Annotated in this window: 20 protein-coding genes and 1 pseudogene; 14 read left to right on the top strand and 7 right to left on the bottom strand. The window is 34.4% G+C overall.

What is annotated here, in order from left to right; genetic code table 11:
• Positions 1-68: 68 nt before the first annotated feature.
• From EAG08_RS14675 to EAG08_RS14655, 5 genes and pseudogenes are all read left to right on the top strand, one after another.
• On the top strand, positions 69-566 hold the full coding sequence (locus EAG08_RS14675; protein ID WP_129536084.1) for a metallophosphoesterase family protein: 498 nt from the start codon (positions 69-71) through the stop codon (positions 564-566).
• 126 nt (positions 567-692) lie between these two features.
• Positions 693-1,187 (top strand): Smr/MutS family protein, encoded by a 495-nt coding sequence (locus tag EAG08_RS14670; protein ID WP_129536083.1) that lies wholly within the window; start codon positions 693-695, stop codon positions 1,185-1,187.
• A gap of 18 nt (positions 1,188-1,205) precedes the next feature.
• A pseudogene (locus EAG08_RS14665) lies at positions 1,206-1,921 on the top strand (DUF3822 family protein).
• 71 nt (positions 1,922-1,992) lie between these two features.
• A complete protein-coding gene (locus EAG08_RS14660) occupies positions 1,993-2,589 on the top strand; it encodes an RsmD family RNA methyltransferase (RefSeq protein ID WP_129536082.1) in 597 nt (198 codons plus the stop codon).
• Between the two features lie 28 nt (positions 2,590-2,617).
• The gene (locus EAG08_RS14655; protein WP_129536081.1) at positions 2,618-3,346 is read left to right on the top strand and encodes a hypothetical protein; all 729 of its coding nucleotides are present in this window, start codon (positions 2,618-2,620) and stop codon (positions 3,344-3,346) included.
• A 31-nt stretch (positions 3,347-3,377) separates the two neighbouring features.
• Here EAG08_RS14655 and murI read toward each other — a convergent pair whose 3' ends face one another.
• The 5 genes from murI to EAG08_RS14630 form a co-directional block, all read right to left on the bottom strand.
• A complete protein-coding gene (gene murI, locus EAG08_RS14650; protein WP_129536080.1) occupies positions 3,378-4,208 on the bottom strand; it encodes a glutamate racemase in 831 nt (276 codons plus the stop codon).
• A gap of 65 nt (positions 4,209-4,273) precedes the next feature.
• Complete coding sequence (hemW, locus tag EAG08_RS14645; protein ID WP_228446878.1) at positions 4,274-5,383, bottom strand: radical SAM family heme chaperone HemW; 1,110 nt, start codon at positions 5,381-5,383, stop codon at positions 4,274-4,276.
• A gap of 66 nt (positions 5,384-5,449) precedes the next feature.
• Positions 5,450-6,400 carry a PorP/SprF family type IX secretion system membrane protein gene (locus EAG08_RS14640; protein WP_129536078.1) on the bottom strand — a complete coding sequence of 317 codons (951 nt, stop codon included), beginning with the start codon at positions 6,398-6,400 and terminating at the stop codon, positions 5,450-5,452.
• A gap of 51 nt (positions 6,401-6,451) precedes the next feature.
• Entirely contained in the window at positions 6,452-7,516 is a 1,065-nt protein-coding gene (locus tag EAG08_RS14635; RefSeq protein WP_129536077.1) for an RluA family pseudouridine synthase, read from the bottom strand.
• Positions 7,517-7,585: 69 nt separating this feature from the next.
• Positions 7,586-8,647, bottom strand: a complete 1,062-nt coding sequence (locus tag EAG08_RS14630) for a PASTA domain-containing protein (RefSeq protein WP_129536076.1) — start codon at positions 8,645-8,647, stop codon at positions 7,586-7,588.
• 154 nt (positions 8,648-8,801) lie between these two features.
• Between EAG08_RS14630 and EAG08_RS14625 the strand changes: the two genes are divergently transcribed.
• From EAG08_RS14625 to EAG08_RS14610, 4 genes are all read left to right on the top strand, one after another.
• Positions 8,802-9,791, top strand: coding sequence for a D-alanine--D-alanine ligase (locus tag EAG08_RS14625; RefSeq protein ID WP_129537276.1), 990 nt, complete (start codon positions 8,802-8,804; stop codon positions 9,789-9,791).
• A gap of 73 nt (positions 9,792-9,864) precedes the next feature.
• Positions 9,865-10,329, top strand: a complete 465-nt coding sequence (coaD, locus tag EAG08_RS14620) for a pantetheine-phosphate adenylyltransferase (protein WP_129536075.1) — start codon at positions 9,865-9,867, stop codon at positions 10,327-10,329.
• Positions 10,330-10,405: 76 nt separating this feature from the next.
• Positions 10,406-11,038, top strand: coding sequence for a trimeric intracellular cation channel family protein (locus tag EAG08_RS14615; protein ID WP_129536074.1), 633 nt, complete (start codon positions 10,406-10,408; stop codon positions 11,036-11,038).
• Between the two features lie 5 nt (positions 11,039-11,043).
• Positions 11,044-11,577 (top strand): hypothetical protein, encoded by a 534-nt coding sequence (locus EAG08_RS14610; RefSeq protein WP_129536073.1) that lies wholly within the window; start codon positions 11,044-11,046, stop codon positions 11,575-11,577.
• 59 nt (positions 11,578-11,636) lie between these two features.
• Here EAG08_RS14610 and EAG08_RS14605 read toward each other — a convergent pair whose 3' ends face one another.
• Positions 11,637-12,200: a DUF2892 domain-containing protein gene (locus tag EAG08_RS14605; RefSeq protein WP_129536072.1), complete on the bottom strand. Its 564-nt coding sequence runs from the start codon at positions 12,198-12,200 to the stop codon at positions 11,637-11,639.
• A gap of 86 nt (positions 12,201-12,286) precedes the next feature.
• Positions 12,287-12,778 (bottom strand): dihydrofolate reductase, encoded by a 492-nt coding sequence (locus tag EAG08_RS14600; protein ID WP_129536071.1) that lies wholly within the window; start codon positions 12,776-12,778, stop codon positions 12,287-12,289.
• A 149-nt stretch (positions 12,779-12,927) separates the two neighbouring features.
• Between EAG08_RS14600 and EAG08_RS14595 the strand changes: the two genes are divergently transcribed.
• The 5 genes from EAG08_RS14595 (at position 12,928) to EAG08_RS14575 (ending at position 16,101) form a co-directional block, all read left to right on the top strand.
• A complete protein-coding gene (locus EAG08_RS14595; protein WP_129536070.1) occupies positions 12,928-13,536 on the top strand; it encodes a LemA family protein in 609 nt (202 codons plus the stop codon).
• A complete protein-coding gene (locus tag EAG08_RS14590) occupies positions 13,536-13,964 on the top strand; it encodes a TPM domain-containing protein (RefSeq protein ID WP_185145166.1) in 429 nt (142 codons plus the stop codon). Before EAG08_RS14595 ends, EAG08_RS14590 begins: the two co-directional genes overlap by 1 nt.
• On the top strand, positions 13,945-14,766 hold the full coding sequence (locus EAG08_RS14585) for a TPM domain-containing protein (protein ID WP_129536068.1): 822 nt from the start codon (positions 13,945-13,947) through the stop codon (positions 14,764-14,766). Before EAG08_RS14590 ends, EAG08_RS14585 begins: the two co-directional genes overlap by 20 nt.
• 307 nt (positions 14,767-15,073) lie before the next feature.
• Complete coding sequence (locus EAG08_RS14580) at positions 15,074-15,475, top strand: NTF2 fold immunity protein (protein WP_129536067.1); 402 nt, start codon at positions 15,074-15,076, stop codon at positions 15,473-15,475.
• Between the two features lie 113 nt (positions 15,476-15,588).
• The gene (locus EAG08_RS14575) at positions 15,589-16,101 is read left to right on the top strand and encodes an NAD(P)H-dependent oxidoreductase (protein WP_129536066.1); all 513 of its coding nucleotides are present in this window, start codon (positions 15,589-15,591) and stop codon (positions 16,099-16,101) included.
• The last annotated feature ends 5 nt before the right edge of the window (positions 16,102-16,106 follow it).

The raw sequence follows: 16,106 nt of genomic DNA, 5'->3' as shown, positions 1-16,106 counted from the left end.
ATTTTTCCAAAGTTAATCAATTCGGGATTATTGAGTAAATTTGCTTTTTAAAGAAATTCTCATCAGCAATGACCAAAATCCTCCTCCTCTCCGATTCCCACTCATACATTGATGACAGAATTTTAGATTATGCAAAACAGGCTGATGAAATTTGGCATTGTGGTGACTTTGGAAGTTTTGAAATTATTGAGCAATTGGAAAAAATAAAACCTTTAAAAGGTGTTTGGGGAAATATTGATGGAGCAAAAATCCGTTCTGAATTTCCGGAAGTGAACCGTTTTCTATGCGAAAAAGTGGAAATTCTGATGATTCACATCGGCGGTTATCCCGGGAAATACACACCGTTAGCACAAAAAGAAATTTCTGAAAAAGCACCGAAGTTATTTATTTCAGGGCATTCTCATATTTTGAAGGCGATGTATGATCAGAAAAACAATCTGTTACATTTGAATCCGGGAGCTTGCGGAAAGCAAGGATGGCATAAAATGAGAACAATGATGCGATTTGTGATTGATGGTGAGGAAATTAAGGATTTAGAAATTATTGAATTGGGTTCAAAGATTTAATTGTATTTGATAAATTTCCGGCATATTTGTCATTCCGGAGGAATCTAAATTTATTTTTTTAAAAAAATAGTGCTGAGATTTCTACAGAATGACAAACTTTAAGTAGATATTTTGTTAGAAAAGATTATGAAAATAGGCGATAAAGTTTCGGTGGTAGATGAAGATTTGAGCGGAGTAATCACTTCTGTGAATGGAAATATCGTAGTTTTCAAGGATGAATATGGTTTTACCTATCAATATCCTAAGGAAAAACTGGTTCCAAAAAATGCTTCTATTTATGAAAACATAAAAGTGGTACAAAAAGCAGAACCAAGAAAAGTAACTTCTAAAAAACACGATAAAAATCCTTTGGTTCTTGACTTACATTTTCATAATTTGGTTAAAAATCCGAATGACTACGACAGTTTCGAGAGATTGTTTATGCAGAAGGAAAAACTCGTTCAGACGATTAATTTCTGCAGAAAAAATCATTTGAAAAGATTGGAAATTGTTCACGGAATCGGAGACGGCGTGCTTCAGAAATTAGTTTTGGACGTGCTTGAAAGTCAAACCGGTCTGGATTTTTACAACAAAGAAATTCTTCACCATCAATCGGGTGCGGTAATGGTAGAATTTCACTAAATTTGCAGCAATTGTTATATGAACGTACTTACTTTACTTTTTACCAAAGACGGGCTGATCTATCAGATTTCCAAGAACAAAAATGTTTTGGAGGAGAAGTCTTATCTCGTGAATGAAGAATCTCCCGCAAATTTCATTGCTGATAAATTGGAGGAAGCTTTGCTGAAACAGAGATACGACGAAGTTTCTGTGATCTCGGCGCTCAATCATTTTACTTTAATGCCGGAAGGTTTTTCTGAGCACGATGCTGGTTACGATTTAATAGCCTTTAACGCGCCTGTTGATAAGGAAAATGAGGAATTGATGCTTTCAGTAAATAAGAAATTTCACGTACAGTTTTACTATACTTTTCCGAAGGAATTTTATAAAAAAATTAAGGATCTTTCGATTCCTGTGAAATTTAATTTTTCGGGGGAGAAGTTTTTAAACTCAATTTATAATAAAAACAATAAAGAAATTCACATCAATCTTTATCATAACCAGTGTGAGTTTTTTGCAATTGCCAATAAGAAAGTGATTTTATACAATAATCTTGATGTCAACTCAGAAGTAGATTTTCTTTATTTCGTTATGTTTACATTAAGTAAGATCGGTTTCGGAATCAACGACACTAACTTTTTGTGTACGGTGAAACGACAGAAAACGAAACATTCATTTCAGAACTTCAGAAGTTTGTGAAGAACATAAAGATTGTTTTTGATAATATTCCGAATAAGAATTTCATTCTAAATTAGATTATAGAAAGCAGATTTTAGGATTTTATCCTTTTTTGCTATCTATTAACTACACCCTAAAATCTAAAAAAATGTACAGAATAATTGCCGGCAAGTGGAAAGCCAAAAAAATAGCAGCTCCCAAAAACTTTGACGTAAGACCGACCACCGATTTTGCGAAAGAGGCTTTGTTCAGCATCATTGAAAACAAATACGATATGCAGGCGAGCTCTGTGCTTGATCTTTTTGCAGGAATCGGCTCGATTACTTTTGAATTTGCTTCAAGAGGCTGCAAAGATGTGACTTCGGTTGAATTAAACCCTAAACACACTTCATTTTTAAATTCTACAGCTGCAGAATTGGGATTTAGCCTAAATGTAAGCGTGCAGCGTGGCGACGTTTTTGATTGGCTGAAGAAATTCAGAAACAAAAAATCTTACGAAATCGTTTTCTCAGATGCACCATTCGAGACCGAAGAGAAAAAGTATATGGAACTGATTTCTTTGGTTCTAAAAAATAAATATCTAAAACCCAATGGAGTTTTCATCGTAGAGCATCAAAGCAGAATGAAGCTCGATCATCCCAATTTGGTTGACAGCAGAAAATACGGAAATATAACGTTCAGCTTTTTTGAACCTAATCCGGTGGAAGACGAAACCGACACTGATAGTATTGAAATTACAGAGTAAGAAAAAGAGACAAAAAATCCTTTATTATATGATGAAGAAAATAATTTTATTTCTTGGCCTTGCTTTATGTTTTACTTCTTGTAGTAACAATGATGATATTTCTGATAATATTGAGCAAGAGACCTATTTAGACTTATCTAATGCCACTATATCTCCAGCTAATTATACTGTATTGGCTGGTTCGGATATTAATTATTTAATTACCAAAAACAATAAAGTTTTAAATAACAAATTATACCAATGGTCATTATCTAATTTTAATTTGTGGGATAACCCAAATAATGAAGATCCAGGTTCTTTTCACGCAAAGCTAATCGGAAATTTTGAAATTTCTGTAAATGATGGAAAAGGCAATTTTTTGAAAGCAAATTTGGAAGTAAAACCCAACATAACATATTTCCCCGTCATTCCCTACTTTAGAAAAAATGGTACAAAAAATGAAATCAAAAGTAATGTTACATGGTCTCTCGAACTTGAAAATATAAACTCATTGGTGTTTAGAACAGGAGATTACAGAATGACATATTATTTCACAAACTCATCAAACACCTTGAAATTTATAAGATTGACTAAAGTCGATAGTCAGATAGATTTTAAAGAAACAAATATCAGAAAATATAATGATGAAAGGTTTTCTATGCATAATACAAATTCATGGAATGCAGTAAATCCCGTAGACGGTAACACTTATTATATCATTTTTGGTGAAGAGTCTGCCAATGGTAATAGTTATTATTATAATCAATTCGATTTATAAAGAAATGCCGTTTTGTGAAAACGGCATTTCTTTATAATACTTTCAATTCCAAATCAATACTTTTTCCGAAGAATTTTTTTGAAATTTTCTCAAAGTTTTTGGTAATATCCGAAAGGTAAAACTGATAAGTCGCCTTTGGATTGTTGGTATTGAGAAGATGATATTTATCTAAAATAATATTCAGGTGGTTCGCAACAATATTCGGAGAATCTATAACACGAACGCGGTTTCCATAATATTGTTTGATCTCGTCAATCAATAACGGATAATGCGTACAGCCTAAGATCAACGTTTCAATATTTTTAAGCTTTGCATTACTCAGATAATTGTAAATGATAGAATGCGTAATCGGATGATTTTTAAAACCTTCTTCAATTGCCGGCACCAGCAACGGCGTTGCCAATTCATCCACTTTTATGAACTTATTGTGCTTGCGGATGCTTTTCTTATACAGGCCTGAATTTACAGTAGCTTTCGTTGCAATCACACCGACATTATTATGAATTTCATACGCTACTTTTTCCGCAACAGGATTGATCACGTCAATCACAGGAACTTTTCCGGCAACGGCTTGCATGACTTCATTCAAAGCATTTGCTGTAGCGGTATTACAGGCAATAACGATGGCTTTGCAGTTTTGTTCCAATAAGAAATTGGTAATTTTCGTAGAATATTCTATAATTGCTTCTTTGGATTTTTCACCGTAAGGAAGATGTTTGGTATCCCCAAAGTAAATAAGATTCTCATGGGGAAGAAGTCTTTTGATTTCTTTAGCAACCGTTAAACCACCCACACCGCTATCAAAAATTCCGATAGGCTGTTGAGGCGAAAGATGCGAATAATCTTGTTTTTTAGTTTTCAAACGAAGTGAAATTTAGTGCAAAAATACTTAAAGATTTTAAATTGTAGATTTTAGATTCTATTTTTTTAAACCTGAAACAGATCTGAAGCAATTCCGTCTGCCATAAACCAATGTTTTTCAGGAATTTTGAGGTGATTATTCTCTTTCATTAAAATTCCGTCAGCGATTTTCTGTTGGAGTTCTTTATGAAATTGATCTAAAATATCTTCTTTAAACTTATTTTTTAAACTTTCGAGATCAACGCCCCAGGTTGTTCTCAATCCGATCATGATCATTTCGTTAAACTGATCTTTCGGAGAAAGAATTTCTGTCTCTTTAGCCAAAAGTTTGGAGTTTAATTTTTTGATATACTGTTGATTGTTGGCAATATTCCAGCTTCTTACATCAAATCCGTTGTAAGAATGTGCAGAAGGACCAATACCCAGGTATTCATTATACTTCCAATAGGCAGAATTATGTCTGGAATGAAACCCTTTTTTCGCAAAATTAGAGATTTCATAATGCTCAAACTCATGATCTTTAAGAAAATCAATCATATAATAAAACTCTCTGTTTTGCTCTTCTTCCTTAGGATTTGAAACTTTTCCATTGGCAATCCATTTTTCTAAAGCGGTTTTGGGCTCGACCGTCAGTGCGTACGACGAAATATGGGGAACTTCAAGCGCAATGGTTTTGTTTAAATTTTGCTTCCAAATTTCTAAATTAGAAGTCGGTGAGCCGTAAATTAAGTCAATACTTAAATTTTCAAAGCCAAAATCCTGAGCTCTTTTGATAGAACCTTCGGCATCAGAAGCATTATGTGCACGGTTCATCAGCCTTAAATCTTCATCAAAAAAACTTTGCGTTCCAATTGACAGTCGATTAATCGGAGAATTTGATAGCTGTCTTAAAAAGTTTTTATCTAAATCATCCGGATTTGCCTCCAAAGTAATTTCAATATCAGCATTAAAACTGAAATATTTTAAGACCTCATCAATTAAAGACTTGATTTCGTCTCCAGAAAGTATGGAAGGCGTTCCGCCACCAAAGTAAAGTGACTGCAGATTTTTGCTTTGAAGCTCATCTTTGCGGAGAAAAATTTCTTTTTTCATTGCAGCAATCATTTCATCTTTAAAATTCAAAGACGTAGAAAAATGAAAATTGCAATAGCTGCACTTCTGTTTGCAGAAAGGAATGTGAATGTAGATCATAAAAAAGCTCTGAAAAAATTCAGAGCTCAAATTTATTTAAATTAAATCAGATTAATATCTAAATCCTCTATGATTAATGAAGTTATCAAAGTTATAACCTACACCAAGCATAAAGCTGTTTCCACCGTACTCCTGGATGTCAGACATTCCAAGGTTATAAGTAGCTCCAATCATGAATTTGTTGAATCTTACTTTTACAACTGGTGAAATACTCAACTGCTGGTTGTCAAATCTGTTTTGAACACCTCTGTAGCTTACCCCGAAAGAGAAAGCATTAATATCGTTAGAGAATGTAGCCATCAAGTTTAAATCCATCATTCTGGTAGAATTCGTATTTAAATTGATTAAAGCTGAAGGAGTAATTGCAATATTGTCTGCGATCTTCCAGTCGTATCCTAAGTTTAAGAAGAATTTGATTGGCGATGGCTCGTAGTTGTTTACGATAGATTCGTCATTGCTTAATGCAATATCGTTTACGGAAATACCTCCAAATAATCCTTTATAAGTAGCCGCTAAACCGAAGTTTGCATATGCCATAAAGATATTACTTTCGTTTCCTTGCAATAATGGATCGTAACCGTCTTCTGTGTTAATTTTAGAATAATCAAAATTCATATTGTAAAAGTTTACACTTGTACCAAAAGAAAACTGATCTTTTCTTTCACCATCACTGCTTAAAGGGATGAAGTAAGAAGCTCCTGCTGTAATACCTCCCGCAGAAATAGGACCGTTGCTATCTCTAAAAACGGAAATACCCGCTCCCACTCTATCAAAAATATTAGCGTTAATCCCCACCGACTGAACGTTTGGCGACTCGCTAAATTTTGAAAATTGTTGTTGATAGTTTAGATTAAGCTGTACATAGTCCGTTTTACCATATTGTGCAGGGTTGAACAGGAACTCACCATCTAAAAGATATTGCTGATAGTATGGTAATGATTCTTGTGCTTTGTACGCATTAGACAAAAGAGCTAAACATACGATAGCATATAGTTTTCTCATAACAAATCTTGATTTCAATTCAACAAATATAAAAAAATTCTCAATATATTTTTAGTTTTCTAAATAATTTCTCCATTTTTTTACGGCATCCGTCATATCTTGGGGCATTGGGCTCTCAAAATACAATTCCTTTTTGGAAGTGGGATGTATAAATCCTAAAGTATGCGCATGAAGTGCATGTCTCGGTAAAACATCAAAGACATTTTTCACAAAGTGCTTATACTTAGGCATATTAACTCCTCGAAGGGCGACATTTCCTTCATATCTTGCATCATTAAAGAGTGTATGACCAATATGTTTGAAATGCGCACGGATTTGGTGGGTTCTTCCGGTTTCCAATTTACACTCTACCCAAGTCATGTATTTAAATCTTTCCAAAACTTTATAATGCGTTACGGCGTGCTTCCCCATGCTTCCGTCCGCATAAGTGTACATCTGCATTCTATTCTTAGGATGCCTGCCTATGTGACCCGTTATGGTGCCTTCGTCTTCTTTTACGTTGCCCCAAACAAAAGCCCAATACAATCTTTTGGTTTTTCTTTCAAAAAACTGCTTGGCAAGAAAACTTAAAGCATATTCGTTTTTGGCAATGACTAAAAGTCCTGAAGTATCTTTATCAATTCTGTGAACCAATCCTACTCTATCCAAATCTGATTTTTCTCCTTTCTTATCAAAATGAAAAGCCAAAGCATTCACCAAAGTTCCGTCCCAATTTCCAAATCCTGGATGTACAACCATTCCTGGTTCTTTATCTACAACGACTAAATCGTCATCTTCATAAACAATATTAATAGGAATATCCTGCGGAATGATTACGTTCAATCTCGGTGGATGGGCAAGCAATAAAGAAATCTGATCTCCCGGCTTTACACGATAGTTTTGCTTTACAGGGTTTCCATTGACCACAACATTCCCGGCTCTGCAGGTTTGCGAAATTTTATTTCTTGAAGAATTCTGACGGAAGTTTAAAAGAAATTTATCTATTCTTAAAGGTTCCTGCTTGCCATCAACGATAATGTTTACATGCTCATACAAACCTTTGTTTTCCTCATCAATATCTACATTGTTGGGATCTAATAATTCTTCGTCTAAAAAATCTTCGTTATCTTCTGTCATTCTATTCTTTTTACATAAAAGGCCTCAACATTTTAAAGTTGAAGCCTGAGTTTTTAATAAATATATTTTTTATTGGATATTTACCTTCTTAGCTTTAGGCTTATCAGCCACAGGTGTTGTCGTCGATTTAGCCTTATTGTCTATACTGCTTGTAGTGGACTTAGACTTCACTTCAGTAGTTTTTGTAGTACTTACAGGCTTAGAAGTTGCAGAAACTGTCGTCTTCGGACTAGCCGGCTTTGGTGTAACTGCAGGTGGCGGCAACGTGTTCACTGGCTCATCCTGAAAATTAGGAACTTCTTCATATCTTATCGGAGGAAGCGTGGTATCAACTCTCATTCTGTATGTAGAATTCAACTGATCAATTCTGTCTCGGAGCTCTGCAGGAGTTTTCTTACTCGCCCAGAGGTCTATTTGCATCCCCTGATCTCGTGCATCACCTGCCGCAGGATCTTGATAATATACTATGTCAGACTCATCCTTTCCACCGTCTTCATGCTCTACAATTCCTACTTCAAAAAGATTTCTGGCAATGTAAGCTTTTGCTTCTTTTACGGTAAGACCTACAACATTAGGTATATTAATGTTTCTCATAGGACCAGACCCAATTACAACATCAACAGTAGAAAATCTAGGTAAAAGTGATCCCGGTTTTAAAGAATTACCTTTAAATAAAATTCTAAGAACCGCATCTTTTTGAATACTCGGCTCAAAGATAGTATCACCAACCTTCAATCCTACCCTATCAAGTCTTTGGAATGCCAATCCTGAATATTTATTGATAACATCAGGAACAATAACAGGAGCCCAGCTTTTAGGATTCACCATCAGCTGAATTGCTCTTCCGTCTTTCACACGAGATCCGGGTGCAGGATAAACTTTCAAAACCTGAAGAGGTCTGAATTTTGGATTATACGCAGCGCTGTCTACTTCGTAGTCTAGCCCGTTGTCTTCTAATATTTTGACGGCGTCATGTACAGATTTATTAATAACGTTAGGAACAGGAATTTCCTGACCATGGTTGGTATGATACTCTAACCAACGAAACGTAAGCCATACCAATCCCACAAAAATTGCGATTGCTACTAGCAAATTAACTAAAACTTTCCAATTGAAAAGTGATTTAAGCATACTTAAAAATACTTGAATTATAACGGCAAATATAACTAATAATTTTTGATTGCACTTTTTATTTAACAGAATTAGCATTTGTTTCAAATTTTCTGAAATTCAATTCGTGCGTGATATAATTTCATTAAATTTGCCTTAAATGATACAAACGGATATGAGCAAAAAACACGTTGCCGTAGTTATGGGAGGCTATTCTGACGAATATAAAGTTTCCCTGAAAAGTGGACAATTGATTTATGATTCTTTAGACAGAGATCTTTATAATGTATATAAAATTGTCATTCTTAAGGATGAATGGTATTTTTTAGATGAAAATGAGAACAAACTTCCCATTAATAAAGGAGATTTTTCGGTTAATTTAAATAATAATGAAACTTTAAAATTTGACGTCTGCTTCAACATTATCCACGGAACTCCCGGTGAAAACGGAATTTTACAGGCATATTGGGACGCAATCGGACAAACCTATACCGGTTGCGATTTTTACCAAAGTGCTTTGACGTTTAATAAAAAAGATACTTTAGCTGTTTTATCTAAATATGGAATTCCGTCTGCGAAAAGTGTTTATTTAAGAAAAGGAGAAGATATTAACGTTGATGAGATCATTGAAAACCTTGGACTTCCTGTTTTTGTAAAACCCAATCAATCCGGTTCTTCATTGGGAATTTCTAAAGTTAAAGATCAGTCTGAAATGATTGCCGCAACAGAAATTGCTTTTAAAGAAGATGATGAAATTTTGATTGAAAGCTTCCTCGACGGAATGGAAGTTTCTGTAGGTGTGATTGATTTCAAAGGTGAAACTATTGTTTTGGGAATTACAGAGATTGTTCCTCAAAATGAATTCTTCGATTATGAAGCTAAATATGAAGGTGCTTCAGAAGAAATTACTCCTGCAAGAATTGACGCTGAAACCACAAAAAGAGTGGAAGAAATTGCAAAAAGAGCCTACGATTCTTTAGGAATGAGCGGTTTTTCAAGAAGTGAATTTATTTTAATGGATGGAATCCCATATATGTTGGAAATGAATACCAATCCAGGATTTTCACCAGCAAGTATTCTTCCTCAACAAGCAAAAATCTATGGAATTTCTATTAAAGATCTTTGCGGAAATGAGGTTGAAAAAGCTTTACAAAAAAGAAACTAAATATTAGAAGTTAGATATTAGAGTACATAACAACTCATAATTGATAACCCATAACTTATAACTTTATTTGCGCATGAAAATTGCTGTTTTTCCAGGGTCTTTTGATCCTATTACATTAGGACATTACGATATTATTGAGAGAGCTGCGGCACTTTTCGACAAGGTGATTATTGCCATCGGACAAAATTCTCAGAAGAAATACATGTTTCCACTTGAGAAAAGAATGGAATTCATCCAAAATTCGGTCGCTGACTTTCCCAATGTTGAAGTAGATCATTTTGAAGGACTTACGGTCGATTATTGTTTCGAAAAAAATGCTCAGTTCATCCTACGGGGCTTAAGAAATCCTGCAGATTTTGAATTTGAAAAAGCAATAGCTCACACCAATCGTACTTTAGCCCACAAAAAACTAGAAACCGTTTTCTTACTGACCTCATCAGGAAAATCATTCATCAGCAGCAGCATCGTGAGAGAAATTATCAATCATGGCGGCGAATATGAATTGCTGGTACCAGATGCGGTGCGCGTTGAAAAATAATCATTTAATGATAGTTGATAATTGATTCAAGCCTCAAATTTATCAGTTATAATTCATCAATCATCACATATATCCAATGCACGAACAGCTCAATTTTGCTATAGAAATTCTCGGGACGATCTCATTTTCGATGTCGGGGAGTTTTGCTGCAATGCAGAAGCGGCTTGACCCGTTTGGTGTTTTAATTATTGCCTTTGTCACTTCTGTTGGCGGCGGAACGGTGAGAGATTTACTTTTAGACATTCCCGTTTTTTGGATGCATGATCTTTTGATGTGCGGTTTGATTTTGGCGACAAGTGTTTTTTCAATGGTATTTAAATCAATTGAGAAAAACTTTAAAGTCACTTTATTTATTTTCGACAGTTTCGGGTTGGGATTGTTTACGATTATCGGCGTTCAAAAAGGCTTGAATGCAGATATCCATCCTTTGATTTGTATTGGCTTAGGAACCATCACTGGATGTTTTGGTGGAATTATTCGGGATATTTTATTGAATAGAATCCCATTGATTTTTAGAAAAGAAATCTACGCAAGTGCTTGTATTATTGGCGGATCAACATTTTTATTGTTAACCCATTTCACTACACTTTCTTATACTTTCATTCAGATTTTCACCATTTTAATGATTGTAAGCGTCAGAACTTTAGCAGTGAAATATCATTGGCAGATTCCTAAATTCTATGGATACGAAAGTAATTCTGAAATGTAGATTAAATGAATATAGAAGTTAAAGTTTTTACTATAGACATATCTATGAATTTTGAAATTACTGAATTAAATGATTCATATGATATAATTCTAAAATTTTTAGATGAAATAATTGACAGTGAATCTTATTACGACCAACAAGATGATTTGTTTGAGAAAATATATAAACGAATAGAAAATAATCAAAATGAAAGTCTGGAAGAGTATATTCAGAAGTTAAATAATCTTAGCAAAAAACATTTGAAATATAAAATTCTTCAAGGGAAATTAATAAAAAACGAATTTTCGGGTTACAATAATTTATTTCATATAATCAATAATTACAAACCAGAAAGCTCTGAAAACAACGAGCGCATAAGACTCAAAGCCATGCTCGATGGCTACACAGTGATAATAAAAAACAGTTTAAATACTTTTGAAGTAAAAACTCCAACAGAAGATTCACACCCAATTTTAATGGAATTTCTAAACAAAACAACAGAATTCCTTAGAGAAAAATACCCGATTGATTCCCAAAATAAGATGATTATTCATTTTTGACATAAAAAATGCACCAAATCGTTTGGTGCATTTCTCTTTTATTTAAATGAGTTGTTTTATTAAAACTTCCCTCTATTTCTCATATGAGGATTGTGAATATGCTTCTGCATAGTCGGCATTTTCAACTGATCTTTCATCATTTTGATTTGATCAGCCATCATTCCCGCCGTGTCAAGTGCTTTAGCTTCATCCAAAAGTCTTTGTCCCTCCTGTCTTCTTCCTTTAGAAATTGCGCCAGCTGCCAAATTCAATGTAGCCATCGCTCTGTCGTGCTTCATATTCAGACCATATTCCAACGCTTTTTTCATCAAAGGTTCAACTTTCGTTGGATGATCCTGAGCCAAAACTAAACCTTGTAAATAATGATAATAACCGTATTGGGTTTTGTGAAGCTCTGTTTTATAATCTTTAATATTATTTAAAAACTTTGACGCTTTTACCATATCCTGTTTTCTCAGTTGCCAGAATGCCAAAAGGATATTTTCGTTTTTAAAGAAAAGAAAAATTGGAACAGCAGAAAGAATAATCAGTACAGCTCCCCAACCCCAATTTCTATTAAAAATTAGATATATTCCTATTCCAATAAAAATAGCAGCAATTACGAATTTTATGTATTTATTCATTATTAAAATTTAGAAGTGCAAAGATAATAAATTTGGTTGATTGTTCATTGTATATCATTGTTAGTTAAATGATCAACTATCAACATTTAATGTTCGATTTTCTCATACGTCTGAAAGCTGAAATCATATTGGTTTTTATCATCTTTTTCATGAAAAACCTCTTCCGTTAGCTTCCAAATTTTCGGATCAATTTTAGGAAAAAAAGTATCGGCCTTCAACTCAGCTTTCACCAAAGTAACTTCAAGCTTGTCAGCAATTTCCATTGTTTGTTCGTATATATTTCCGCCGCCAATGATGAAAACATTTTCATCGATTTTCTTTGCAAATTTCACAGCTTCTTTAATGCTTCCTACAATTAAAATCCCTTCTTCGAACCAGTTTTTCTTTCTGGAAATGACAATATTGGTACGGTTTGGAAGTGCTTTACCTATGCTTTCATAAGTTTTTCTTCCCATGATGATCGGGTGTCCCGATGTGAGGTCTTTAAAATGTTTTAGATCTTTCGGGAGATGCCAAAGCAATTGGTTATCAGCACCAATTTCGTTTTTCTCGCCCATTGCCACCACTATTGTTGTCATTCAATTTATTTTCTGCAAAATTAGCACATAATTTGTATATTTGGGTAGCACAACAAAATTTTAAATTATTAAATCTTCATCATTGAAGACCTTTTAATTTGAAGATTATTTAATTCAAATAATTATTAGAAACAAATAAACACTTAAACATGAAAAACAAAGGTTGCCTGAGCGCCGGAACCATCGGTATTGCTCTACTTATTATCGTTGCTGTATTATTTTTCTGGGGAAAAAGCGGATACAATAAATTCGTAACACAGGAACAAAACGTCAACACAAAATGGTCTAACGTTGAAACGGTTTATCAAAAAAGAGCCAATTTAATTCCGAATTTAGAAAGAACAGTAAAATCTTATTCAAAATTTGAGCAGGAAACACTGACGAAAGTTGTGGAAGCTCGTTCTAAAGCTACTTCTATCAACATCGACCCTACCAATATGACTGAAGCTGATATGGCAAAATTTCAGGCAGCACAGGGAGAATTATCCGGTGCTTTAAGTCGATTGATGGCAGTTGTTGAATCTTATCCAAATTTGAAAGCAGATCAGCAGTTTATCAATTTCCAGAGAGAATATATTGCGATTGAGAACAGCATTCGTTCAGAAACTGTTTATTATAATAAAGCAGCGGAAGAATACAATGTTTCAATAAAAACTTTCCCAAATAATATCTTGGCAAATTTTACCAATTTCAAAGAAAGACCACAGTTTAAAGCGGCTGCAGGCGCTGAAAAAGCACCGGACGTTTTCACAGAATAATGAGCCATTATCTAACAGATCAACAGATAGCTTCCCTCGTGGAAGCTATTCAGTCGGCAGAAGATCATTCTACCGGAGAAATTCGTGTGCACATTGATTCTACCACCGAAAATAACAATGCAGAGACGGCTTACGAAGTTTTCAACGAATTATGTAAAGACAAAACTGCAGAAAAAAATGCGGTTCTCTTTCATATTAATTTTGAAAAGAAATACCTTACTATTATTGGTGACACTGGCATTCATGCAAAAGTGCATCAATCGTATTGGGATCATCTGCACGACTTTATCACTTCAGAATTTGCAAAAGGCAATTATCACAAAGCTTTAAAAAGCGCTATTCTCGAAACCGGTCTCGAACTCAAAAAACATTTTCCGGTAACGGGAGAAAACCACAACGAACTTCCCAATGAGATTACGTTCTCTTAAAATATTATTTTCATTTGTATTCATTTGCTTGTACACTGTCGTATCAGCACAATACACTATTCCTGAAAAACCTGCCGTTTTATATCCAATGTATGATGAAGGTAATTTGCTGACGCAGAAGGAAAAAACTGAACTCAACAACAAGCTCATCAAATTTGCAGATTCTACCTCAACGGAAATTGAAGTAATCATCATTCCATCAACCAAAGGCGAAGACATCAATTATCTGGCAACGATGTTTGGTGAAAAATGGGGAATCGGACAAAAAGACGTTGACAACGGGATCGTTTTTTTAATTGCCACGCAAGATAGAACTATGTCAATCCAGCAAGGGCGGGCGGTTGAACAATATCTAACGGCATCAGTTGCCGGACAGATTATAGATTATATCGTGACCCCAAATTTCAAACAGGGAAAATGGTATGAAGGAATCAATGGCGGAACGACGGCCATCATGGATGCGGTTCAGGGAAAGTTTAAACCATTGGCCAATCATAAAAAATCTGGCGATATCAATGTTTCAAAACTCCTTCTTATCGGATTTGTGATCTTCATTATTCTTATCTTTCTTTTCAGAAACAAAGGCGGTGGTGACGATGACGGCGATATCATGATTAGCCGAAGAGGACGAAGAAATTACCCTGGCGGATTCTTCCCTTTCCCTTTTCCCGGCAGTTTTGGAGGAGGAGGCTTTGGCGGAGGAAGTTCCGGAGGTGGCGGCGGTTTTGGAGGCTTCGGCGGTGGCGGAAGTTTTGGAGGCGGTGGCGCTTCGGGGGATGGTAATTTAATTATTGCACCATGAAATACTCCTTACTATCAATTGTATTAAACTCTATTGTAATTTGTTCATTAGCAAAAATAAATCTTTCAATTTATGACCATTATGTGACGGTTGATGGAAAAACAAAAGCTTTTTTGGAATTATTGAATTACAATACGCCTATAAATATTATTTCCTCTTAATAATTTTGGTTTCGGTTGTCTTTTTAACCTACGCTTACAAAAAGAATGAAAAGATATTCGTCAAAATCGCAGCATTAATATCATTATTACTTGCAATTTTATCCATATTTATAAATTCCTGGGAATTGTTTATTTAGTGTAAGCTTATGAAAACAACACATTTTTTTCTTACTCTTATTTTAACCCTGTTTTCATGTTCTGAAAAAACATCAAATTCAAAAGATGAATTAAGTCAAACTCAAATTTACACCGAAAATAAAGATTCTGAATATGCTAAAGAGGAATTAGAAAACGCAAAAATCAATAATGAATTTTCTCCAACGAAAGCAATCCTCAATTCAAAAACAGCTGTGGAAATTGCCGAAAATATTTTATTTCCGATATATGGTAAAGACAATATTATCAAACAAAGACCTTATGATGTAAACTTCATTGATGGATATTATATTATTAACGGGACTTTTCCAAAACCAACTATTGGAGGAACTTTTCTTATAATTATCAATTCCAAAGATGGAAAAGTAATTAAGCTTACTCACGGAAAATGAATTTTAATTTAAAAATTATTAATTTCATTTTCCCTCGATTAAAATTTCATTAAACCTATCAAAACCGTTCATATTTTACTCAATTTTCATTATATTTACTGAAAACAGGTTCTATGAAGAAAACGCTGGTAGTTTTTGCGCATCCTTATCTGGAACACTCAAACTCAAACGTAGAGTTGATTAACTTCTACGTTCGTCACCAGCATTTTACCTTACGCGACCTTTACGAAGAATATCCTGATTTTCATATTGCCGCTTTTCGTGAACGAAAAAGGTTGAAAAATTACGACCGATTTATCTTTCAGTTTCCAATTATATGGTTCGGAATGCCACCTTTGCTGAGACTTTGGATTGACGAAGTTTTCGACAGAAATTGGCTCAACGAAGAAGAAGACAATCCTTTGGAAGGCAAAGAAGTCTACATTGTTGTAACCACTGGCGGAAAAGAAAGATCTTTCAGCAAAGAAGGAACATATGGGTACACTGTTGAAGAACTGATCAGCGGATTGATTGTTTCTTTAAAAGTTTTCAAAGCCAACATCAAAGACATCATTATCGTCTACGAAGCAAATAAACTTTCAAAAAAGAAATCATTTTACAAAAACAAAAATTCACAGAACTATTAAATCAA

This window comes from Chryseobacterium sp. 3008163 (genome assembly GCF_003669035.1).
Lineage (GTDB): Bacteria > Bacteroidota > Bacteroidia > Flavobacteriales > Weeksellaceae > Chryseobacterium.
Note: the sequence above shows the minus strand (reverse complement) of the source record. Positions and strands in the feature narration are given on the sequence as shown.